This is a genomic window from Ramlibacter tataouinensis, from assembly GCF_027941915.1.
GTDB classification, from domain to species: Bacteria; Pseudomonadota; Gammaproteobacteria; order Burkholderiales; family Burkholderiaceae_C; genus Ramlibacter; species Ramlibacter tataouinensis_C.
In genome coordinates, this window is record NZ_CP116009.1 from 731921 (window position 1) to 753123 (window position 21203).

The window sequence follows — 21203 nt, forward strand, 5'->3', positions numbered from 1 at the left end:
GGCCATGAAGGCGCTCGACCGGAAAGTGCTGCGCGACCTGCGCCTGCTGTGGAGCCAGGCGATGACCATCGCGCTGGTGGTGGCCAGCGGCGTCGCCAGCTTCGTCACCACGCGCTCGGCGGTCGACTCGCTGGCGTCCGCGCGCGACAGCTTCTACGCGGCGGCGCGCTTCGCCGACGTGTTCGCCAGCGCTCGCCGCGCGCCCGATTCGCTGGCGCAGCGGCTGCGCGGACTGCCCGGCGTGGTGGACGTGCAAACCACCGTGGAGTCGGGCGCACGCGTCACCGTGCCCGGCAGCACCGATCCGGTGATCGGCCACCTCATCGGCCGGCCGTCGCGGCAGGCCCAGCGGCTCAACCTCGTGAGCCTGCGCACCGGGCGCTTTCCGCAGGGGGGCGCGCACGCCGGGGGCGAGCTGGAGGCGGCGGTCTCGGAAGGGTTCGCCCTGGCCCGCGGCCTGCGGCCGGGCGACCACGTCGAGGCACTGGTCAACGGCAAGATGCGCCGCCTGCGCATCACCGGGCTGGCGCTGTCGCCCGAGTACGTGTTCGCCGGCCTGTTCGGCATGCCCGACCTGCGCGCCTTCGGCGTGTTCTGGCTGGACGAGGACGAGCTGGCCGCCGCGCTGGACATGCGAGGCGCCTTCAACCGGGTCGCGCTCAAGCTGGAGCCGCAGGCCTCGCAGCCGGCAGTGGTGGATGCCGCCACGCGGCTGCTCGCGCCGTACGGCGGCCTGCTGACGCGCACCCGCTCCGAACAGGCGTCGGAAGCAATGCTCGACAACGAGATCCGCAGCCAGCAGGTGATCGGCACCCTGCTGCCGGCGATCTTCCTGGGCGTGGCGGCCTTCCTGCTGCACGTGGTCACGGCGCGGCTGGTGGCCACCCAGCGCGAGCAGGTGGCGGCGCTCAAGGCGCTGGGCTACCGCGACCGCTCGATCGCCCTGCACTACCTCAAGCTGGTCGCGCCCATGGTCGGCGCCGGCTTCCTGCTCGGGCTGGCGGCCGGCAAGTGGATGGGCGTGCAGCTCATGGGCCTGTACACCGAGGTGTTCCGCTTTCCCGTACTGGTGCACGCGGTGCCGCCGGGGCTGGTGGCCGCCAGCCTGGCCATCGTGGCGCTCACGGCGGTCGCCGGCGCGCTCACGGCGATCGGCAGCACGGTGCGGCTGCAGCCGGCCGAGGCGATGCGGCCGCCGGCGCCCGGCACGTACCGGCGCTCGCTGCTGGAGCGGCTGCCGCGGCTGCGCACCGGACCGGCCCTGCGCATGATCCTGCGCAACATCGAGCGGCGCCCGCTGCGCACCGCCGTCACCGTCGGCGGCATCGCCTTCGCAGTGGCGATCGTGGTGCTGGGCAACTTCTTCCGCGACGCGATCGAGGTGATCGTCGACGCCAACTTCAACCTGGGCATGCGCGGCGACGTCGCCGTCTGGACCGTCGACCCGGTGCCGGCGGGGGAGGCACGGGCTTTCGCCCGCATTCCCGGCGTGCAGCAGGTGGAGGCGGGCCGGCGGGTGGAAGTGCGCTTCCTCAAGGGCCACCGCAGCGAGACCGGCGTGATCCAGGGGCGCCCCGCCGACAGCCGGCTGCAGCGGGTGATCGACGTCGACCGCCGCTCGGTGCCGATCCCGCTCGACGGCCTGCTGATGGGCGACCGGCTGGCCGCCAAGCTCGGGTTGCGGCCGGGCGACACGGTCACCGTGGAATTCCGCGAGGGCCGACGCCCCGTGCGCGAAGTCGTGGTCGAGCGCACCGTGCGCGACATGATGGGCCTCAATGCCTGGCTGGAGCGGCGCGCGCTCAACCGGCTGCTGGGCGAAGGCGACGTCGCCTCCGAGTTCACGCTGGGCATCGAACCGGGCCGCACGCCACAGGTGCTGCAGGCCACGCAGGAGATCCGCGGCGTGGCCGGGGCGTTCAGCAAGGCCAGCATGCAGCGCAACATGGAACAGGTCACCGCGCGCAACATCCTGATCATGAGCACCATCCTCACGACGTTCGCGGCCGTGATCGCGGTCGGCGTGGTCTACAACAACGCCCGCATCGCACTGGCCGAGCGCAGCTGGGAACTGGCCAGCCTGCGCGTGCTGGGCTTCACGCGGGCCGAGGCATCGTTGCTGCTGCTGGGCGAGCTCGCGCTGGGCATTGCCATCGCCCTGCCGATCGGCATGCTGCTCGGCTGGGGGCTGACCCACCTGCTGGTCGGCTTGCTGCAGACCGACCAGTTCCTGTTCCCGGTGGTGATCCGCCCGCGCACCTACGCCTGGGCGGCGATCTGCATCCTGGCGTCCGGCGCCGCCAGCGCGCTGGTGGTGCGGCGGCGGGTGGACCGGCTCGACATGGTGGCCGCGCTCAAGACGAGGGAGTGAAGGCGATGAAACTGAACCGGACGACGCTCTGGTGGGGGATCGGGCTGGCACTGGCGGTCGGTGCGCTGGCCTGGGCCTTTGCGCCGCGGCCGGCGGCGGTAGAGGTCGCGACGGCACGCCAGGCGCCGTTCGAGCAATGGATCGAGGAGGACGGCCAGACCCGGCTGCGCGACCGCTACACGATCTCGGCGCCGGTGGCCGCGCGGGTGGCGCGCAGCACCCTGCGCGAGGGCGATGCGGTGGCCGCCGGCGACGTGGTGGCGGTGCTGACGCCGGTCATGTCGTCGATGGTGGACGAGCGCAGTGCGCGCGAGGCCGCGGCAAGGCTGCGCGCCGCCTCGGCCGGCGTCGAGCGCGCGGCGGCACGGGTCGAGCGCGGGCGCATCGCGCTGGAGGAATCGCGCCTGAACCTGCAGCGCGACGAGCGCCTGGCCGCCGACGGCTACGTCTCCGCTTCACGCCTGGACAGCTCGCGGCTGGCGGTCGGCGCGGCGCAGCGCGAACTGGAGGCGGCGCGCGCCGAGCGCGAAGTCGCGACCCACGAGCGCGCCCAGGCGGCGGCGATGCTGCAGCCGGCGCGCCCCGGCACCGCCACCGGCGAGCCGCTGGCGGTGCGCTCGCCGGTGGCCGGCGTGGTGCTGCGGCTGCCGCTGCAGAGCGAAGCGACCGTCGCCCCCGGCACCGCCTTGCTGGACGTGGGCGACCCGAAGCAGATGGAAGTGGTCGCCGACCTGCTGACCACCGACGCGGTGCAGGCCAAGCCCGGCACCCGCGTTGCGATCGAGCGCTGGGGCGGGCCGCCGCTGGAAGGCCGGGTGCGCCGGGTCGAGCCGGCCGCCTTCACCAAGGTGTCGGCGCTGGGCATCGAGGAGCAGCGCGTCAAGGTGCTGATCGACCCGGTGGAGCCGCCGCCCGAGTGGCAGCGGCTGGGCGACGGCTTTCGCGTGACGGTGCGCGTGATCACCGGTTCCGCGCCCGACGCGCTGCAGGTGCCGGTGGGCGCGTTGTTCCCCAACGGCGAAGGCTTCGCCGTGTACCGGCTGGAGGACGGCCGCGCCAAGCTGCAGCCGGTGGACGTGGGCGGACGCAACGGCAGCATGGCCTGGATCGAGGCCGGCCTGGTGGCGCAGCAGCAGGTCATCCTGTACCCGGCGGCCACGCTGCGCGAAGGCAGCCGCGTCGCGGTGCGCCAGCCGTGACCGCCGCCTGGGTGCAGGCGCTGGCGGCCCGGCTCGGCGCCCGGCTGATCGAGACCCACATCTCCTGGGTGCTGCTGGCTGGCGACACGGCGCTGAAGATCAAGAAGCCCGTCACCCTGCCCTTCGTCGACTACGGCAGCCTGGCCGCGCGGCGCCACTGCTGCGAGGAGGAATTGCGGCTGAACCGGCGGCTGGCGCCCGGCCTGTACCGGGACGTCGTGCCGATCACCGGCACCGCGGCACAGCCGCGCCTGGGCGGCGACGGCCCGGCACTGGACTACGCGCTGCGCATGCGGCGGTTCGCCGACGGGATGCTGTTTTCCGAACTGCTGCCGGCCGGCGCCCTGCAGGCCGCCGAGGTCGACGAGCTGGCCGCCCTGCTGGCGGATTTCCATACGCAGGCGCCGATCGCGGGGTCGCAGGACGGCTTCGGTACACCCGAGGGGCGGCGCGATCTCGCACTGGCCGCCTGCGCCGGCGCCGCCACCGCGCTGCAGGCGGACCTGTCGGACCTGCACGGCTGGCTGCAGGCGCGGGCGGCAGAACTGCAGCCCCTGTGGGCGGCGCGGCTCGCGGCCGGGCGCGTGCGCGAGGGCCATGGCGACCTGCACCTGGCCAACCTGGTGCGGCTGGACGGCGGCGTGGCCGCCTTCGACGGCATCGAGTTCGACCCCGCGCTGCGCTGGATCGACGTGCTGGACGACATCGCCTTCGCGGTGATGGACTTCGCCGCTGCCGGCCACCGGGCCTTCGCCTTTCGCCTGCTGAACCACTGGCTGGATGCGACCGGCGACCACGACGGGCTGCCCGCGCTGCCCTTCGCCTGCGCCTACCGCGCGCTGGTGCGGGCGCAGGCCCATGCCCTGCGCGCCGACGCCCCGCAGGCACGGGCCTACGTGGAGGCCGCGCGCTCCTGGACGACGCTGCCCACCCCGAGGCTGGCCATCACCTTCGGCCTGCCCGGCTCGGGCAAGACCTGGCGCTCGCAGCAATGGCTAGAGCGGCACGGCGCCATCCGCCTGCGCTCGGACGTGGAGCGCAAGCGCCTGGCCGGGCTGGGCATGCTGGACGACTCGCGCGCGGCGGGGCTGGACCTGTACACCGCCGACATGGGCGCCCGCACCTACGAGCGGCTGTTCACGCTGGCGCGCACGGCGCTAACCGCCGGCCTGCCCGTGGTGCTCGACGCCGCCTTCCTGCGCCGCGCCGAGCGCGACCGGGCCCGCGCGCTGGCCAAGGAACTCGGTGCGCCGTTCAGCATCCTGGCGTGCGAGGCGCCGCCCGAGGTGCTGCGCCAGCGGCTGCGCGAGCGACGCGGCGATGCCTCCGAAGCCGACGAATCCGTGCTGGCACGTCTGACACCGGCCGCCGAGCCGCTGGGGGCGGAGGAGCTGGTCAGGGTGGAACCCGCGTGAGGAGCGCAGCCGGGGACGATACAGTGCAGCTGCAGCCTTCACCGACATGAACTCCACCTCCTCCCCCCGCCCCGCCCGCTGGCAGTTCTGGATCGACCGCGGCGGCACCTTCACCGACATCGTGGCGCGCCGTCCCGACGGCTCGCTGCTCACGCACAAGCTGCTGTCGGACAACCCCGAGCAGTACCGCGACGCCGCCGTCGCCGGCATCCGCCACCTGCTGGGCCTGGAGGCCGGCCAGCCGATCGGCCCCGAGCGGGTGGAGAGCGTGAAGATGGGCACCACGGTCGCCACCAACGCGCTGCTGGAGCGCAAGGGCGAGCCGACGCTGCTGGTCACCACGCGCGGTTTCCGGGACGCGCTGCGCATCGCCTACCAGAACCGCCCGCGCCTGTTCGATCGCCAGATCGTGCTGCCCGAGCTGCTGTACAGCCGGGTGATCGAGGCGCACGAGCGCGTCGGCGCGCAGGGCGAGGTGCTGGAGTCGCTGGACGAAGCGCACCTGCGCGAACAGCTGGCCGCCGCCCACGCCGACGGCCTGCGCAGCGTCGCCATCGTGTTCCTGCACGGCTGGCGCTTCACCGCGCACGAGGCCGCGGCCGGGCGGCTGGCGCGCGAGGCCGGCTTCACCCAGGTCAGCACCTCGCACGGCACCAGCCCGATGATGAAGTTCGTCAGCCGCGGCGACACCACCGTGGTCGACGCCTACCTGTCGCCCATCCTGCGCCGCTACGTCGAGCAGGTCGCGGCCGAGATGCCGGGCGTCCGGCTGTTCTTCATGCAGTCGTCCGGCGGGCTGGCCGACGCCCATGCGTTCCAGGGCAAGGACGCGATCCTGTCCGGGCCGGCCGGCGGCATCGTCGGCATGGCGCGCACGGCCCAGCTGGCCGGCCAGCCTCGGGTGATCGGCTTCGACATGGGCGGCACCTCCACCGACGTGTCGCACTTCGCCGGCGAGTTCGAGCGCGAGTTCGAGACCCAGGTGGCCGGGGTGCGGATGCGCGCGCCGATGATGAGCATCCACACGGTGGCGGCGGGCGGCGGCTCGCTCCTGGCGTTCGACGGCTCGCGCCTGCGCGTCGGCCCGCAGAGCGCCGGGGCGAATCCCGGGCCGGCGTGTTATCGCCGGGGCGGCCCGCTGGCCGTCACCGACGCCAACGTGATGGTCGGCAAGATCCAGCCGCGCTACTTCCCGCAGGTGTTCGGCCACGGCGCCGACGAGCCGCTCAGCCACGCAGCGGCTGCGGAGAAATTCGCCCAGCTCGCGGCCACCATCGGCCGCAGCGCCGAGGACGTGGCCGAGGGCTTCATCGCCATCGCCGTGCAGCAGATGGCCAATGCGATCAAGAAGATCTCGGTGGCGCGCGGCTACGACGTGACGCGCTACACCCTGCAGTGCTTCGGCGGCGCCGGCGGCCAGCACGCCTGCGGGGTGGCCGATGCGCTGGGCATGCCGCGCGTGCTGGTGCACCCGCTGGCCGGCGTGCTGTCGGCCTACGGCATGGGGCTGGCCGACCAGAACGTGATCCGCGAGCAGGCAGTGGAGCTGCCGCTGGATGCGGCGTCGCTGCCGCGGGTGAACGAGACCTTGCAGGCGCTGGCCGATGCCGCCCGAACCGAGCTGGAGAAGCAGGGCGTCGGCGCCGGCGAGGTGCGCATCGCGCCGCGCGTGCACGTACGCTACCAGGGCACCGATTCGGCGCTGGTGGTGCCGCACGGCGACCTCGCGGCCATCGTCGCCGCCTTCGAGGCGGCCTACCGCCAGCGCTTCTCCTTCCTGATGCAGGGCAAGGCGCTGGTGGTCGAGGCGGTGTCGGTGGAAGCGGTGGTCGCCGGCGGCGCGCCGGCCGAGCAGCGCCACGAACTGCAGCCGGAGCGCGAGCTGCCGCGGCGCGAGACGGTGCGCATGTACTCGGGCGCGCAGTGGCACGACGCCGCGCTGGTGGTGCGCGAGGACCTGCGGCCCGGCGACGCGATCCCCGGCCCGGCGATCATTGCGGAAAAGAACGCCACCACCGTGGTCGAGCCCGGCTGGGAGGCCCGCATCACCGGGCTGGACCACATCCTGCTGGAGCGGCGCGTGCCGCGCGAGAGCCGCTTCGCCGCCGGCACCCACGTCGACCCGGTGCTGCTGGAGGTGTTCAACAACCTGTTCATGAACATCGCCGAGCAGATGGGGCTGCAGCTGCAGAACACCGCCTACTCGGTCAACATCAAGGAGCGGCTGGACTTCTCCTGCGCGCTGTTCGACGCCGAGGGCAACCTGATCGCCAATGCCCCGCACATGCCGGTGCACCTGGGCAGCATGGGCGAGAGCATCAAGACCGTGATCCGCGAGAACGCGGGCAGCATGGCGCCGGGCGACGTGTTCGTGCTGAACGACCCCTACCACGGCGGCACGCACCTGCCGGACGTGACGGTGATCACGCCGGTCTACCTGGAAGCGCAGCCGGGGGAATTCGTATCTGCCCCCCATTTCTATGTCGGCTCGCGCGGGCACCACGCGGACATCGGCGGCACGACACCGGGCTCGATGCCGCCGTTCTCGACCCGCATCGAGGAAGAGGGCGTGCAGATCGACAACTTCAAGCTGGTCGACCGGGGCGTGCTGCGCGAGAAGGAGATGCTCGAGCTGCTGCGCAGCGGCACCTACCCGAGCCGCAACCCCGAGCAGAACCTGGCCGACCTGAAGGCGCAGATCGCGGCCAACGAGAAGGGCGTGCAGGAGCTGCGCCGCATGGTCGAGCAGTTCGGGCTGGACGTGGTGCAGGCCTACATGCGCCACGTGCAGGACAACGCCGAGGAATCGGTGCGCCGCGTGATCACGCGGCTGAAGGACGGCCGCTTCACGCTGCCGCTGGACAACGGCGCGCAGATCCAGGTGGCGATCCGCGTGAACGCGGCCGACCGCAGCGCCGAGATCGACTTCAGCGGCACCTCGCCGCAGCAGACCAACAACTTCAACGCGCCCACCGCGGTGTGCATGGCGGCGGTGCTGTACGTGTTCCGCACGCTGGTGGACGACGACATCCCGCTCAACGCGGGCTGCCTCAAGCCGCTGAAGGTGATCATCCCGCCCGGCTCGATGCTCAACCCCGATCCGCCGGCGTCGGTGGTGGCCGGCAACGTCGAGACCTCGACCTGCATCACCAACGCGCTGTTCGGCGCCCTGGGCGTGATGGCGTCCGGGCCCTGCACGATGAGCAACTTCACCTTCGGCAACGAGCGCCACCAGTACTACGAGACCATCTCCGGCGGCTCCGGCGCCGGCGGCATGTTCGACGGGCAGGGGCGCCTCATCGGCGGCTTCGACGGCACCAGCGTCGTGCAGACGCACATGACCAACTCGCGCCTGACCGACCCCGAGGTGCTGGAGTTCCGCTTCCCGGTGCGGCTGGAGAGCTACGCCATCCGCCACGGTTCCGGCGGCGCCGGCCGCTGGCACGGCGGGGACGGCGGCATCCGCCGCGTGCGCTTCCTCGAGCCGATGACCGCCAGCATCCTGTCCAACGGCCGCCGGGTGCCGGCCTTCGGCATGGCCGGCGGCCAGCCCGGGCAGGTCGGCATCAACCGCGTGGTGCGCCAGGACGGCCGCGTCGAAGAGCTGGGCCACATCGGCTCGGCGCCAATGGCGCCCGGCGACATCTTCGAGATCCACACGCCGGGTGGCGGCGGCTTCGGCGCACCGGACTGAACGGCGCGACAGCCGAGCCGCGTCCTGCGGCTAGACTGGCTGCCATCCGACACGCAACCCTTGCGAACATGACCCGTTGCTCCCCTGCCCTCGCCGCCGCCCTGCTGGGCCTGGCGATCGCCCTTCCCGCCGCCGCGCAACTGAAGGTACCCGGCCCGTCCGCCGCGCCGGGCCTGGGCGCGTCGACCGGCCGCGCACCCGCGGCCGCGCCATTGCAGGCCGCCTCGGCGCCCCAGGCCGCGGCCTCCAGCGACGTCGAGGAAAAGGAAACGGCCGGCCGCGTCGCCGCCGCCGGCTGGCTGACCCTGCTCGACCGGCGCGACTGGGGCACGGCCTGGGAATCCTCGGCCGCGGCCTTCCGCAAGAGCGTGCCGCTGGCCAACTGGATGGACGGCGCGCCCAAGGTGCGGGCCGACCTCGGCGCCCTGCAGGAGCGCACGCCCGCCACCGTGGCCTACAAGCAGCGCGTCGAGGGGCTGCCGCCCGGCGAGTACGTCAGCGTCATCTTCCTGAGCAAGTTCGCCCAGCGCGAGGTCGAGGAGGTGGTGACCACGGTGCGCGAGCCCGACGGCCGCTGGCGCGTGACGGGCTACTCCACCCGCTGAGCCTTCAGTCGACGATCCAGCCCCAGGGCACGACCAGGGTCCGGTCGGCGATCCCGTCGCCGTCGTCGTCGATGGCCGACACCAGGCGGGTGCTGTCGGTGCTGATGGCCGCCCGGATCGGCGCGGTGACCGTCACCGTCCGCCGCACGCTGTCGCCGGACAGGCTGAATTCGTCGGCCACCAGCGACGCGGTGGTGCCCACCGGCCGGAAGCCGACGCCATCGAGGAAGGTGGTTGCGCCGGCCGCTTGCGCCTGCACCTGCAGCACCCCATCGGTGCCGGTCTCCTGCCGCCAGGCGTCGCCGGTGGCACGCAGGGCCGGCGTGCCATAGCCGAAGCGGGCGGTGGCGGTATCCAGCGCCGCTGCGAGCACGCAGGCGCTGCCGGCCGGGCAACGGCCATCGGCCGCGTAACCGCTGGACTGGATGGTGAAGATCCAGCTGCCGTCGTAGACCAGCGGGTCGCCCGCCACCAGCTGGCAACGGCGCGCGTCCAGCACGAACCGGTTGGGCGCCGTCTTGCGGGTGGCGATGCTGCCGGCGGCACACGGCTGCTCGGCCGCGGTTCCGGCCGGCCCGCCCAGCTGCGCGTGGGCACCGGCCGCGGCCATCAGGCGCTCGGTGCCGGCCAGGCTGTCGAACAGGGCCAGCGCCAGCACGCTGGCGCCCAGGCCCGGCTCGCCGCGCGGCAGGTGCAGGCCGTCGCTGCGCGGCTCGTCGAAGACGCCGTTGTCGTCGAAGAAGCCGAAACCGATGCTGATGCCGCCGCCGCAGCCCGCCAGCGCCAGCGCGACGGCCGGCACCCCCCGCAGCAGCGCATGCCGGCACTTCATGGCTGGCGTGCACCGGACGACCGGTCGGCCGGGACCGTGGACACCGACCGTCGATGCGGCGGCGACGATGCCGCCAGCAGGCGCTCGGCCGCGGCGTGCTGCCGGCGCAGGCCGGGCAGCTGGCGCTCGACCCAGGCCTGCAGCAGCGGATCGCCCAGGGCCGGCGCAGCCCGGCCGAACTGAAGCCACTCGTCGCGGCGGGACGCGCTGCCGACCAGCTCGACGAACTGTCGATCGAAGCCCCGCCCCGTCGCGCGCGCCAGCCGCTGCAGGGCCTTGCGCTGCGCCGTGTCCATCAGCGGCGGCGCCATCTCGCGCGCGTGCAGCAGGTGCATCAGTTCCAGCCGGCCGGATTCATGCTGCTCCAGCAGTTCGGCCGCCAGCGTGCGCACGGCCGGCGACTCGGCCCGGGTGGCGGCCAGCCGGCTGGCCTCGGACTCGACCTGCGCGGCCAGCGCCGCCATCCGCAACCAGTAGCGCGCCTCGCGCTCGTGCGGCGGCAGCGGCGTGAGCGTGCGGACCGCCTCGGCGGCGTAGCCGCCGGCGGCGGCCCGGCGAACCGGCCTGGCGCCGCTCGCCGGCGGGGCCTCGCCAACCGGCGGCGCGCGCACCCCGTCGGCCGGTGCCGCCGGCACCTGCGCCCGCACGGCTCGCGCCAGCCACAACGCGACGGCCGCGCCCGCCAATCCCCACAGCCACCTTCTCGACGCCACCACCTGCTCCCTGCCGGCAGCAACTTCGTCGCCGGCCCGCTTAAGCGGGGGTCAGGATAAGGCTTCTTGGGCAGGCGTGGGCGGCTGCCGCCGTTGCCGGCGCGCCTCGAACTATCCCTCCTCGGCCTTCAGCGCGTCGGCCTTGGTGCGATGCAGCGTGCCGGGCGCTTCTTCCGGCGGGCTGTAGATGGTGTAGAGCTTGAGCGGCTGGCTGCCGGTGTTGACGAAGTTGTGGCGCGTGCCGGCCGGGACCACCACCAGCGAGCCGGCTTCGATCCGCGACTTGCGGCCGTCGAGGATGGCCTCGCCCTCGCCTTCGACGAAGGCGAGGGTCTGGTCCACGTCATGGGTTTCCTCGCCGATGTCCTCGCCCGGCCCGACGCTCATGAGGACGAGCTGGCTGTGCTCGTTGGTCAGGATCTCGCGCCGGAAATCCTTGTTCTCCTGCGCGAGCTGGCGGATGTTGACGTTGAGTTGGGGCATGGGCTCCTCTCCTGTGAAGACGTCACGAAACGGGGTGGCCGCCGGCCGGGCGCCGGCGGCGGCTGTCAGTACCTGGACCCGCTGCCCGCAGCCGGCGCCGATGACTTGCCGCTGCCGCCGGCTCCCATCCGGGCGGTGTCGCCGGCAGCGCTGCCGCCCATCTTCTCGCCGCCGGCCTGCGGCAGCTGCTTGGCCTGCGCCAGGTGCTCCTGCAGCACCGGCAGGGTCTTGGTCACGTACGCCTTCAGTTCCGGGTCCTTCACGTCCTTGCTGGCGTTCTGGAACTTCTTGATGTCCTTCTCGTGGTCCTTGATGCCGACCTCGCGCACGAACTGGCGGTCGAACTCGGCGCCGGTCTTCTTGCCCAGGTCCTCCACTTCCTTGCGCTGGGCTCGCGGCGCGGTCGCCGGCAGCTCGATGGCCTTGGACTTGGCCAGCTGGGCCAGTTCCTCGTTGCTCCTGGTGTGCTGCTCGACCAGCATCTCGGCGAACTTCTTGACCTCGGGATCGCTCGCCTTGGCGCTGGCCAGCTTGGCGGCCTGGACCTCGGCCATGCCGCTCTCGGCCGCTTCCTGGATGAACTTGCGGTCGCCGCGCGCGACCTTGTCGTCCTTCTTGCTCTCGGTATTGCGAGTGCCGGTGCCCGGCTGGGCAGCAGGGGCGGTGCGTGCCGAGGAGTCGCCGGACGAGGTGGACGGTGCCGTCGACTGGGCGTGCGCGCCGCCCAGCGAAAAGGCCATCGCGACCGCGATGGCGGAAAACTGCAGGGGTTTGGCCATGTGGATATCTCCTGAGGTCGAGGGATGGAAATGCGCGGCGACCGGCTCCGGCGCCGCACCCGTGGCGATGTTCAGCGGCTACTTCCGGCCGCCTTGCGAACTGGAGCCGCCGGAAGTGCTGCCGCCGGTGGACGACGTGCCGCTGCTGCCCCGGCTGCCGCCGGTGCGCGATTCGGCGCTGCCGGCCGCTTGCGAGCGGCCGCCCAGCGGCGCCGCACGCAAAGGACCTTAGGACGCGACCGGCACGCGACCTGTCGGACAAGCGCGAGGCATGTGTAGGACTGCCCGGCCTTGGACGGACCGGGCACCGAGGCGCGGGCCGCAAGGCCCGGACGGGGTCGTCAGTGCGTGTGCGCCGCGGCGCTCACCGCCGCCACCAGGCCCATGCCCAGCGCCAGCCACAGCACCTGGGCCACCGTCTCGCGTGCGCCGACCCGCTTTTGCAGTTGCGGGATCAGGTCGGCCAGGGCGACATAGACGAAGCTGCTGGCGGCCACCACCAGCAGGTACGGCAGCAGGTGGTCGAGCCGGCCGATCACCCACCAGCCGACCAGTCCGCCCAGCGGCGTGACGGCGCCGGCCAGCGACACCTTGACCAGGGCCGCGCGGCGGCTGCCGCTGGTCATGCGCAGCACCGCCAGGTCGCCGATGTGGTGCGGCACCTCGTGCGCCAGCACCGCCAGCGCCGCCACCAGCCCGAGCCGCAGGTCGGCCACGAAGGCCGATGCGATCAGCACGCCGTCGCCGAAGCAGTGCACGCTGTCGCCGGCCAGCACGGCCCAGCCGCCCGAGCGCGCGCCGTCGTGGCCGTGCCCGTGCGAGTGCGAGTGGCCATGCGCGTGCGAATGGGCGTGGGCCTGACCGGCGGGGTCGCCCGCTTTGCCATGTTCATGCCCGTGGTGCCACAACTCGGCCTTGTCCAGCAGGAAGAAGAACACCACGCTGACCAGCAGCGTGCCGAACAGCGCCTGCGCGTGCGCGCCGCTCTCGAAGGCCTCCGGCAGCAGGTGCATGAAGGCGGTGGCCAGCAGCGCGCCGGCCGCCAGGCTGAGCAGGTGCTGCGCGCCGACGGCCGGGCCCTCGCGCTGCGCGCGGGGCAGCAGCCCCAGGCCCATCAGGGCCGCGGCCAGCCACACGCTGCCGATGCCGGCCGCCAGCGTGGCGGCAAGGATTGCAATCAGGGTCATTTGCGTGGCGCCGCTCCGCCTTTCGCGGGGCCGGCGCATTCTTCTTTCATCCCAAACACAAGAAAGCCGCCCGGCGGCGGCTTCTTCCGGTCTTTCCGTTCCGCGGCCCTCAGGCCACGCCGTGCGCCTTGAACCAGTCCAATGCGCGATTCCAGCCGTCCTGTGCCGGCTGGGCCCGGTAGCTGGGGCGGTAGTCGGCGTGGAAGGCATGCGGCGCATCGGGATACACCACGAACTGCGACGCCTTGGCCGCCGGCGAACCACCCGCCAGGGCCGCTTTCATCTTATCAACCGTGTCAAGCGGGATGCCGGAGTCGGCGGCGCCGTACAGGCCCAGCACCGGCGCCTTCAGGCTGCCCGCCAGGTCCACCGGGTGCTTCGGGGTCAGCTCGGTGCTGTTGCCGACCAGCCGGCCGTACCAGGCGACGCCGGCCTTGACCGGCGCGTGGGCCGCGTACAGCCAGGTGATGCGCCCGCCCCAGCAGAAGCCGGTGATGCCGGCCTTGCCCGCGTCGCCGCCTTGGGCGGCCGCCCACTTGAGGGCGCCGTCCAGGTCGGCCAGCACCTGCGCGTCGGGCACCTTGGACACGACCTCCGCCAGCAGCTTGCCGACTTCGCTGTAGCTGCCCGGCTCGCCCTGGCGCGCGTACAGCTCGGGCGCGATCGCCAGGTAGCCGGCCCTGGCGAACCGACGCGCGGTGTCGGCGATGTACTCGTGCACGCCGAAGATCTCCTGGATCACCAGCACCACCGGCAGCCCGGTCTTGCCGGCCGGCGCGGCGCGGTAGGCCGGCACCTTGAAGCCGCCCACCTCGTAGCTGATCTCGCCGGCCACCAGGCCGTCGGCCGGCGTCCTGATCGCCGTCTGCGCCATGGCCGCACCGGCCGCGGCGGCATAGCCGGCGCCCAGCACCTTGAGCGCGGTGCGCCGGCTGGGACCGGCCTGGCCGCCAGCGCCGGCCGGCAGCAGGGCATCGAAGTCGTTCCGGAAATCCTCTCGCAGCATCAAGCGTCTCCTTGGGTGGTTGGGGGTCGGAATGCGCAGCTGACTATAGGGGCGAAGCCCGGCGGGCGTCTTGCCCGAGCGGGGCCAAAGGGCTTGGCCGGAGCGCGCTTCAGGAGCCCGGCGCCGGCGCGCACTGCAACAGCAGCACCTGGCGATCCGCAGCCCGTCCAGGGCGGCCGACGACGCCTTGCAAGGTCGCCAGCCGTTGCGCGGCCTCCTGCGGTCGCATGCCCTCGGGCCGCAAGGCGCCGATCGGACCCAGCCGGCGATGGCGCCCGGCCCGCTGGTCGACGTAGACCGTGCCGTACCACAGCGGAACGGGTGGCGCGCCGGGCCGCTGCAGGTCGACCCCGGAACGCCACAGCCGGAGCACGTCGCGTCCCCCGCTCGCCGCGGGGTCCGCGCGCACATGGACCAGGCCGGAGATGCGGCCCTGGTCCAGGCGCGGCAGCACCGGCAGGCCCTCCCAGTCCGGGCTGGGGGCCAGCAGGGCCAGGCTGGAAGCCAGGTTCCAGCCCGGCGAGGATCGCCAGCCCGCCGACTCCAGCACCGCGCGCAGCCGGTCCTCGCGGCAGGCCCACTGCACGGCGAAGGGCTCGGCCAGCTCCCCGGCGGCTTCGCGCCGGCGCGACGGCAGCTGCTGCCAGTCGCCCGCGAGCCAGTCCGCCAGCGCCATCGTCGTGCCTTCCGCCCGGCCGCCGTAGCGGGCGAGGTCGTGCGTCAGCCGCAGCGCGGTCCAGCCGGCGCCGAACGCCAGGTAGCTGGCCAGCGCCAGCGCCATCAGCTGCCGCGGCGCCTGCAATTCCCGGATGCGGCGCTGCGTGTAGACGGTGGCCACCAGCGCCAGCCACGCCGCGCCCAGGCTGATGCCGCCGACGGCGTCCGACAGCCAGTGCGCCCCCAGGTAGAGGCGGGAGAAGGCGATCAGCGCCACCAGCGCCGCGGCCGTGCCACCCAGCGCGAGCCGGATCCGCAGGGACTGCCCGCGCGCCAGGAAGAACGCCAGCAGGCCCAGCACGACGGTGCTGACCGTCGCATGGCCGCTGGGAAACGAGAACCGCTGCATCCCCTCGTACAGCTCCAGGGGCCGCGTGCGGCCCAGCGTCAGCTTGAGCAACTGCACGGCCGCCTCGCCGAACAGGGCCGCGGCCACCCAGTAGGCCGCGGTGCGGCGATGGCCACGCCGCAGCATCCAGGCCAGGACGACGGCCACGAGCGGCAGCAACACGCCCAGGCTGCCGAACTCCGAGACGACCACCATCAGCCGGTCGACGCTGTCGGTACGCAGTCCCTGCAGGAAGTTGAAGACGGCCAGGTCCACCTGCACCAGGGGCTCGCCGGCGACCACGTTCTCCACCGCCCCGAGCAGGACCCCGCCCGCGCCCAGCAGCAGCAAGGTACCCGCCAGCAGGCTCTGCGAGCCCGGGCGCGCCGGATCGAGCATCGCGACGACGGCCCGTGCGACCGCGCCGCGCCGGTGGCGTGCGCGGCGCAGCGCGGCGTCCCGCACGTGCCTCAGCCAAGGCGCGACGAACCGGACCACGGCCCGGGTCAGCGCCACCGCCAGCCAGATCGCCGCGGCGAGCAGCAGCATGAGGACCAGCAGGCGTCCGCCGACCGCCTCGGCCACCTTCAGCGAGTTGCCGAAGACCACGCCCGGCAGGATGTGCACGGGCGCCCACAGCAGCGCGGAGCCGACGTTCATCAGGTAGAAGCGCCGCCTCGGCATGTGCAACATGCCGGCCAGCAGCGGGACGAACGCGCGCACCGGGCCCATGAAGCGCGCCAGCACCACGCTCTTGCCGCCGTGGCGCTGGATCACGCCGCGCGACCGGGCCAGGGCGGCCTCCTGCCGCCGCATCAAGGGCCACTCGCGCAGGCGCGGGCCCTGGCTGCGGCCGAGCTCATAGCTCAGGCCGTCCCCCAGCGTCGCGCCGCCGGCAGCGAGCAGCAGCGTGGCCCACAAGTCGATCGCCCCGTGCGCCACCAGCGCACCGGCGGCGAACATCACGATCGCGGCCGGGACCACCGTGCCGACGATCGCCAGCGACTCGGCGAACGCGACCAGGGCGACGACGGCCAGCGCGACATGCGGATGGTCGGCGGACAGGGCGAGCAGTTGTTGCACGTCGGCGCGCGGCCCGGCACCCGGGCCACCAAAGGTGAAGAGTGTCACGCCGTGTTGCTTAAGCCCCAATTAAGTCTGGCTTGCGCAGACTTGGCCGTACGCAACAGCTTGGGCAGGCGCTGCATGACCGACGTGGCCGATCTGAATGAGGGTACCCGCTTGCGGGCCCGGCGCCGTGCGCGCGGGCCCGGGTCCGACCTCGGGAAGATGGCCTTGCCTGTTGCCACGGGCAGTGGCCACGGGCAACGAAGGAGCGGGCGCCCCAGCATCTCCTGCGTCATCCCTTGCCGCAACGAGGCCAGCAACCTGCGCGAACTGCTGCCGCAACTCCAGCAGGTCCTGGCCGGGCTCGCGCCGGAATGGGAAGTGGTCCTCGTCGATGACGGCAGCACCGACAGCACCTCCGACCTGCTCGCCCTGTGGACGCAGCGGCCCGGATTCCGCCTGATCGAGCTGTCGCGCCATTTCGGCAAGGAGGCCGCGCTGACGGCCGGGCTGGAGGCAGCGGCCGGGGAAGTGGTCGTCATCATGGACGCCGACCTGCAGCATCCTCCGCAGCTGCTGCCCGGCTTCCTGCAGCGCTGGGCCGAGGGGGCGGACATCGTGTACGCCGTGCGCGCCAGCCGCGAGGACGAGAGCCGGTTCAAGCGGCTCGGGACGAGCTGCTTCTACTGGCTGCTCAACGGAGCCGATCGCTTCGACGTGCCGGCCGGCGCCGGGGACTTCCGCCTGATGGACCGCAAGGCGGTCGACGCCCTGCTGGCGCTGCCCGAGCGCAACCGCTTCATGAAGGGCCTGTACGCCTGGGTCGGTTTCGACGCCGTGCCCATGCCCTACATGCCGCCGCCGCGCGCCCATGGAACCAGCCACTTCGGCGCGCTGCGGCTGGTGCGCCTGTCGCTCGACGGGCTGACGGCGTTCACGACCTGGCCGCTGCGGGCCGTCAGCATCCTCGGCTTCGCCCTGGCCCTGCTCGCCTTCCTCTATGGCAGCTACCTGATCGTGGCGTACCTGCTGCACGGCCATGTGGTGAGCGGGTGGACCACCATCGTGGTGAGCCTGATGTTCGTCGCCGGCATCCAGCTCGTCTCGCTGGGCGTGGTCGGCGAGTACGTCGGGCGGGTGTTCGAGGAGGTCAAGGCCCGGCCGCTGTTCGTGGTGCGCCGGCAGGCCGGCCGCGGCCTGGGCGGACCTCGCCCATGAGGGGCCAGCCCGGCCCGGCCGCCCGCGAAGCGATCGGGGTCGCCCTGGTCCTTGTCGCGTGGCTGGGCGCCACCGCGTGGATGCGCCCCCTGCAGCTTCCCGACGAGGGCCGCTACGTGGGCGTGGCCTGGGAGATGCTGCGCTCGGGCGACTGGGCCGTGCCGACCCTCAACGGCCTGCCGTACTTCCACAAGCCGCCGCTGTTCTACTGGATCACCGCGGCCTCCCTGTCGGTCTTCGGGAACAGCGAATGGGCGGCGCGCGCCGCCCCGCTGCTGGGCGGCTGGCTGGCCGCCTTCTCGATGTACCTCTTCGTCAGGCGGTGGCAGGGCCTGCGCGTGGCCCGGCTGACGGTGCTGGCGCTGGCCTTGCAGCCGATGCTGTACGCCGGCGCCCAGTTCGCCAATCTCGACATGCTGGTGGCCGGCTGCATCACGGTCGCCATTACCTGCCTGGCGCACGCGGCGCTGGGCTTCGAGCAGGACCGCCCGGTCCCCGAGTTCGTGGCGCTCGCCTGGCTATTCGCCGGCCTGGGCGTGCTGGCCAAGGGGCTGATCGGCGTGGTGATCCCGGCGCTGGTGGTCGGCGTGTGGCTCGTGGTCCGCGGCCGGTGGCGAACGTTGCGGCACCTGCTCTGGTGGCCCGGCGTCGTGCTGTTCCTGGGCATCGCCGCGCCCTGGTTCCTGGCCATGCAGCAACGCTTTCCGGAGTTCCTGCAGTACTTCTTCGTGGTCCAGCACTTCGAACGCTATGCCGCCGGCGGATTCAACAATGTGCAACCACCCTGGTTCTTCCCGGCCGTGCTCGCGCTGTTCAGCATCCCCTGGCTGCCCTGGCTCTACCGGTCCGCACGGCAGCTGCTGGCGCGGCGCAGCCAGGCCCTGGCGAACCCCGTGACACTGCTGGCCGGGCTCTGGGTCGTGCTGGTGATCCTGTTCTTCTCGCTGCCGGCGTCCAAGCTGCCCGGCTATGTGCTGCCGGCCGTGCCACCCCTGGCCTACCTGGCCGCCAGCGCCTTTGCCGGGTTGCAGCGCCCTTCGGTGGCCCAGCGCATGGCCTGGCAGGCCAGCTGCTGGATGGCCGCGGCGGTTTGCTTCGGTGCCGTCGCCTACGTCGGGCACTCGCCTCGCACCTCGCGCGAGCTGGGAAGCGCCTTGCGCCTGCATCGGGAGCCGGGCGAGCCGGTGCTGATGCTGAACCGGTATGCCTACGATGTTCCGTTCTACGCAGGCCTGCGCCAGCCGGTCGCGGTGGTCGAGGCCTGGGACAGTCCCGAAGTCCGCCAACAGGACGACTGGAAAAGGGAGCTGGCCGATGCGGGCCGGTTCGACCGGGGGCGTGCGGCGGGCCTGCTGTTGACTCCGGATGCCGCCATGCAGCACCTGTGCACGGTTCCGGCCGCCTGGGTGGTGGCCGACGAACAGGCCCACGAGCGCTACCGCCTGCTGGCCCAGGGGCGGCTGGTCGCGCGGCAGCGCGGCGTGGCGCTGTGGCGTGTCGAGCCCGCGCGCGGACTGCCGGAGGGCGGCGCATGTCGCGCAGCACCCGCCGACTGAGTGCCTCAACCGCCTGGCGCGCCGGCGAACGCCCAGCGCCGGCTGAGCAAGTAGGTGGCGCCGGCGACCATGACGAGCACGATCAGCAGCAGCACGTCGTAGCGGCCGGAAGTCCAGCGCAGCAGGACCGCATACGCCGCTTCGTTGGTGGCGAACCCTGCCGAGGAGATGAGAAGGAATCGCCTCGCGGACGCCAGCCAGGCGGTGCCGTGCCCGCGGAAGGTCAGCAGGTGATGGCCCGCGAACGAGACCGTGAACGCCGCCGCCCAGCCGGCCACGTTCGCGACCAGGGGCTGCCAGCCGAATCGACCGACCAGGGCCACCACCATCATCCAGTGCACCGCCGCGGCCGCGGTTCCCACCAGGACGAAGCGTCCGATCCGGACGAACTCGCCAGGCGTGGGCAAGGAATCACGAGCCATGGCCGAGCATAGCCGCGCGTGCAGCATCTGCATCTGTGCCGATGACTTCGGGCAGCGCGCGGGCATCAACGAAGCCGTCCTAAGGCTGGTCCATCGGGAGCGTGTGCACGCCGTCGGCTGCCTGGTCGGCGCACCGGCCTGGGCCAGCGGGTCGGCGCACCTGCGCGACGTGGCGGCGGACCGCTTGGACGCCGGACTGCACCTCGACTTCACGGAAGCGCCGCTGCTGCACCGACCCGCGCGACCCTTGCCCGCCCTGATCGCCGACAGCTCGCTCGGCCGCCTGGACGCAGCAGCCGTGGCCGCGGAGATCCATGCCCAGCTCGACGCCTTCGAGCAGGCCATGGGACGCCCGCCCGCCTTCGTCGATGGCCACCAGCACGTGCACCAGCTCCCGGTGATCCGGCAGCAGCTGCTGCTCGCGCTGCAGGCGCGCCGGTACGGCCGATCGCCCTGGCTGCGCTCCACGCGACACGCCCGCGCCGGAGCATTCGACTGGAAGCCGCGGCTCATCGAAGCGCTCGGCGCGGGTCCGCTGGCCGCGGCCTGCGAGCGCAGCGGCTACCGGCAGAACGGCCGGCTGCTCGGCGTCTACGACTTCACTGGCGGCGAGCAGCGCTATGCGGCTCTCCTGCGGGGCTGGCTGCAGCAGGCACGCCAGGGCGACCTCCTGATGTGCCACCCGGGACTGGGGACCGACGCGCAGGACCCGGTCGCGGTCGCGCGCGCAGCCGAGTACGCCGTGCTCGCCAGCCCCGCGATCGGGGAGCTGCTGGAAGCGAGCGGCATCCGTTTGCGGCCGATGAGCCGCATCCTTGCGCTGCCGGGTCGAGGGCACCCGCCCTGAGCCGGGCGGGCCTGCCGGCCGCAGAACGCCAGCGGTCCATCGAGCCCGAAGCCGGCGCTGCGTTCCGGGCGGCTGGCTCAAGCCGCCTTGTTCAGGCTGTGCCGGGTTGCGTAGGCGTACAGGTCCAGGCGGTTCTGCAGCCCCAGCTTGCCGTAGATGGAGCTGAGGTGGTTGCGCAGGGTGTGCTCGCTGATGCACAGGCGGCTGGCGATCACCTTGCCGGGGGCGGCGGCGTCGCTCGCGATGGCGACGATGGTCTGGCGCTCGCGTGCCGTCAGCGATGCGATCTTCAGCCGCTCGGGGTCGTTGGCGTGGGCCGCGTTCTGCCGGGCCATCTCCATGAAGATGCGGCCGGCCGCGCTGCGGTCGATCCACAGCTCGCCCTCGTGCACCTTCTCCAGCGCCTTGAGCAGCGCTGCGGGCGGATCGCTCTTGCGCACCACGCCGCGCGCGCCGCAGACCACCGCGCGATCGAGCATGGCCTGGTCCTGCGAGGACGTGAGCAGCACCAGGCGCAACTGCGGCGGCAGGTGCAGCTCGGCCAGCATGTCCACGCCATAGCCGCCATCCATGTCCAGCAGCAGCACATCGGCCGGCGAGCGCTCGAGGATCTGCTGGGCCTGCGCCAGCGTGGCGGACGTTCCCGTCAGCTCGAAGCGAGGGTGCGCGGTCTGCACCAGCCTCTCCAGGCCCCAGCAGAGCATGGCCGGGGCCACCACGAAGACCTTGATCGAATCGGACTGGAGTGCATTCATCGTCGAAC

The 21203-nt window shown here is 72.7% G+C and carries 18 protein-coding genes; 9 read left to right on the plus strand and 9 right to left on the minus strand.

Annotated features, from left to right (window positions below; translation table 11 throughout):
* The first annotated feature begins 4 nt into the window (after window positions 1-4).
* The 5 genes from PE066_RS03310 (at window position 5) to PE066_RS03330 (ending at window position 9284) form a co-directional block, all read left to right on the plus strand.
* A complete protein-coding gene (locus PE066_RS03310; protein ID WP_271235141.1) occupies window positions 5-2371 on the plus strand; it encodes an ABC transporter permease in 2367 nt (788 codons plus the stop codon).
* A 5-nt stretch (window positions 2372-2376) separates the two neighbouring features.
* On the plus strand, window positions 2377-3570 hold the full coding sequence (locus PE066_RS03315) for an efflux RND transporter periplasmic adaptor subunit (RefSeq protein ID WP_271235142.1): 1194 nt from the start codon (window positions 2377-2379) through the stop codon (window positions 3568-3570).
* Window positions 3567-4985, plus strand: a complete 1419-nt coding sequence (locus PE066_RS03320) for an AAA family ATPase (protein ID WP_271235143.1) — start codon at window positions 3567-3569, stop codon at window positions 4983-4985. Before PE066_RS03315 ends, PE066_RS03320 begins: the two co-directional genes overlap by 4 nt.
* A 46-nt stretch (window positions 4986-5031) precedes the next feature.
* The gene (locus tag PE066_RS03325) at window positions 5032-8679 is read left to right on the plus strand and encodes a hydantoinase B/oxoprolinase family protein (protein WP_271235144.1); all 3648 of its coding nucleotides are present in this window, start codon (window positions 5032-5034) and stop codon (window positions 8677-8679) included.
* 68 nt (window positions 8680-8747) lie between these two features.
* Window positions 8748-9284, plus strand: a complete 537-nt coding sequence (locus tag PE066_RS03330) for a DUF4019 domain-containing protein (RefSeq protein ID WP_271235145.1) — start codon at window positions 8748-8750, stop codon at window positions 9282-9284.
* 4 nt (window positions 9285-9288) lie between these two features.
* Here the strand turns inward: PE066_RS03330 and PE066_RS03335 are convergent, their stop codons facing one another.
* From PE066_RS03335 to PE066_RS03350, 4 genes are all read right to left on the minus strand, one after another.
* Window positions 9289-10116 (minus strand): hypothetical protein, encoded by an 828-nt coding sequence (locus tag PE066_RS03335; protein WP_271235146.1) that lies wholly within the window; start codon window positions 10114-10116, stop codon window positions 9289-9291.
* Window positions 10113-10829, minus strand: coding sequence for a DUF4142 domain-containing protein (locus PE066_RS03340; RefSeq protein ID WP_271235147.1), 717 nt, complete (start codon window positions 10827-10829; stop codon window positions 10113-10115). The genes PE066_RS03335 and PE066_RS03340 overlap by 4 nt, the downstream gene beginning before the upstream one ends.
* A gap of 111 nt (window positions 10830-10940) precedes the next feature.
* A complete protein-coding gene (locus tag PE066_RS03345) occupies window positions 10941-11312 on the minus strand; it encodes a cupin domain-containing protein (RefSeq protein WP_271235148.1) in 372 nt (123 codons plus the stop codon).
* Window positions 11313-11377: 65 nt separating this feature from the next.
* Window positions 11378-12091: a DUF4142 domain-containing protein gene (locus tag PE066_RS03350; protein WP_271235149.1), complete on the minus strand. Its 714-nt coding sequence runs from the start codon at window positions 12089-12091 to the stop codon at window positions 11378-11380.
* Between PE066_RS03350 and PE066_RS03355 the strand changes: the two genes are divergently transcribed.
* The gene (locus PE066_RS03355; protein ID WP_271235150.1) at window positions 12090-12323 is read left to right on the plus strand and encodes a hypothetical protein; all 234 of its coding nucleotides are present in this window, start codon (window positions 12090-12092) and stop codon (window positions 12321-12323) included. The two genes, PE066_RS03350 and PE066_RS03355, sit on opposite strands and share 2 nt — an antisense overlap.
* 109 nt (window positions 12324-12432) lie before the next feature.
* Here the strand turns inward: PE066_RS03355 and PE066_RS03360 are convergent, their stop codons facing one another.
* The 3 genes from PE066_RS03360 to PE066_RS03370 form a co-directional block, all read right to left on the minus strand.
* Window positions 12433-13278: a ZIP family metal transporter gene (locus tag PE066_RS03360; RefSeq protein ID WP_271235151.1), complete on the minus strand. Its 846-nt coding sequence runs from the start codon at window positions 13276-13278 to the stop codon at window positions 12433-12435.
* A 109-nt stretch (window positions 13279-13387) separates the two neighbouring features.
* On the minus strand, window positions 13388-14284 hold the full coding sequence (locus tag PE066_RS03365) for a dienelactone hydrolase family protein (RefSeq protein WP_271235152.1): 897 nt from the start codon (window positions 14282-14284) through the stop codon (window positions 13388-13390).
* 109 nt (window positions 14285-14393) lie between these two features.
* Window positions 14394-16460: a bifunctional DedA family/phosphatase PAP2 family protein gene (locus tag PE066_RS03370; protein WP_271235153.1), complete on the minus strand. Its 2067-nt coding sequence runs from the start codon at window positions 16458-16460 to the stop codon at window positions 14394-14396.
* A gap of 159 nt (window positions 16461-16619) precedes the next feature.
* Between PE066_RS03370 and PE066_RS03375 the strand changes: the two genes are divergently transcribed.
* The gene (locus PE066_RS03375) at window positions 16620-17615 is read left to right on the plus strand and encodes a glycosyltransferase family 2 protein (RefSeq protein WP_440480570.1); all 996 of its coding nucleotides are present in this window, start codon (window positions 16620-16622) and stop codon (window positions 17613-17615) included.
* The gene (locus PE066_RS03380; RefSeq protein ID WP_271235155.1) at window positions 17612-19171 is read left to right on the plus strand and encodes an ArnT family glycosyltransferase; all 1560 of its coding nucleotides are present in this window, start codon (window positions 17612-17614) and stop codon (window positions 19169-19171) included. The genes PE066_RS03375 and PE066_RS03380 overlap by 4 nt, the downstream gene beginning before the upstream one ends.
* A 5-nt stretch (window positions 19172-19176) precedes the next feature.
* Here PE066_RS03380 and PE066_RS03385 read toward each other — a convergent pair whose 3' ends face one another.
* Window positions 19177-19626: a GtrA family protein gene (locus tag PE066_RS03385; RefSeq protein ID WP_271235156.1), complete on the minus strand. Its 450-nt coding sequence runs from the start codon at window positions 19624-19626 to the stop codon at window positions 19177-19179.
* Here PE066_RS03385 and PE066_RS03390 point away from each other — a divergent pair.
* On the plus strand, window positions 19592-20440 hold the full coding sequence (locus PE066_RS03390) for a ChbG/HpnK family deacetylase (protein ID WP_271235157.1): 849 nt from the start codon (window positions 19592-19594) through the stop codon (window positions 20438-20440). The two genes, PE066_RS03385 and PE066_RS03390, sit on opposite strands and share 35 nt — an antisense overlap.
* A gap of 77 nt (window positions 20441-20517) precedes the next feature.
* Here the strand turns inward: PE066_RS03390 and PE066_RS03395 are convergent, their stop codons facing one another.
* Window positions 20518-21195, minus strand: coding sequence for a response regulator transcription factor (locus PE066_RS03395; RefSeq protein WP_271235158.1), 678 nt, complete (start codon window positions 21193-21195; stop codon window positions 20518-20520).
* Window positions 21196-21203 lie beyond the last annotated feature (8 nt).

What these genes read in the sequence shown, in the direction of transcription:
- PE066_RS03385 (WP_271235156.1), bottom strand. Translation starts at nt 19,626, where the DNA reads ATGCAGATGCTGCACGCGCGGCTATGCTCGGCCATGGCTCGTGATTCC.
- PE066_RS03380 (WP_271235155.1), top strand. Translation starts at nt 17,612, where the DNA reads ATGAGGGGCCAGCCCGGCCCGGCCGCCCGCGAAGCGATCGGGGTCGCC.
- PE066_RS03375 (WP_440480570.1), top strand. Translation starts at nt 16,620, where the DNA reads ATGGCCTTGCCTGTTGCCACGGGCAGTGGCCACGGGCAACGAAGGAGC.
- PE066_RS03395 (WP_271235158.1), bottom strand. Translation starts at nt 21,195, where the DNA reads ATGAATGCACTCCAGTCCGATTCGATCAAGGTCTTCGTGGTGGCCCCG.
- PE066_RS03335 (WP_271235146.1), bottom strand. Translation starts at nt 10,116, where the DNA reads ATGAAGTGCCGGCATGCGCTGCTGCGGGGGGTGCCGGCCGTCGCGCTG.
- PE066_RS03310 (WP_271235141.1), top strand. Translation starts at nt 5, where the DNA reads ATGAAGGCGCTCGACCGGAAAGTGCTGCGCGACCTGCGCCTGCTGTGG.
- PE066_RS03315 (WP_271235142.1), top strand. Translation starts at nt 2,377, where the DNA reads ATGAAACTGAACCGGACGACGCTCTGGTGGGGGATCGGGCTGGCACTG.
- PE066_RS03350 (WP_271235149.1), bottom strand. Translation starts at nt 12,091, where the DNA reads ATGGCCAAACCCCTGCAGTTTTCCGCCATCGCGGTCGCGATGGCCTTT.
- PE066_RS03390 (WP_271235157.1), top strand. Translation starts at nt 19,592, where the DNA reads ATGGCCGAGCATAGCCGCGCGTGCAGCATCTGCATCTGTGCCGATGAC.
- PE066_RS03345 (WP_271235148.1), bottom strand. Translation starts at nt 11,312, where the DNA reads ATGCCCCAACTCAACGTCAACATCCGCCAGCTCGCGCAGGAGAACAAG.
- PE066_RS03360 (WP_271235151.1), bottom strand. Translation starts at nt 13,278, where the DNA reads ATGACCCTGATTGCAATCCTTGCCGCCACGCTGGCGGCCGGCATCGGC.
- PE066_RS03330 (WP_271235145.1), top strand. Translation starts at nt 8,748, where the DNA reads ATGACCCGTTGCTCCCCTGCCCTCGCCGCCGCCCTGCTGGGCCTGGCG.
- PE066_RS03325 (WP_271235144.1), top strand. Translation starts at nt 5,032, where the DNA reads ATGAACTCCACCTCCTCCCCCCGCCCCGCCCGCTGGCAGTTCTGGATC.
- PE066_RS03355 (WP_271235150.1), top strand. Translation starts at nt 12,090, where the DNA reads ATGTGGATATCTCCTGAGGTCGAGGGATGGAAATGCGCGGCGACCGGC.
- PE066_RS03365 (WP_271235152.1), bottom strand. Translation starts at nt 14,284, where the DNA reads ATGCTGCGAGAGGATTTCCGGAACGACTTCGATGCCCTGCTGCCGGCC.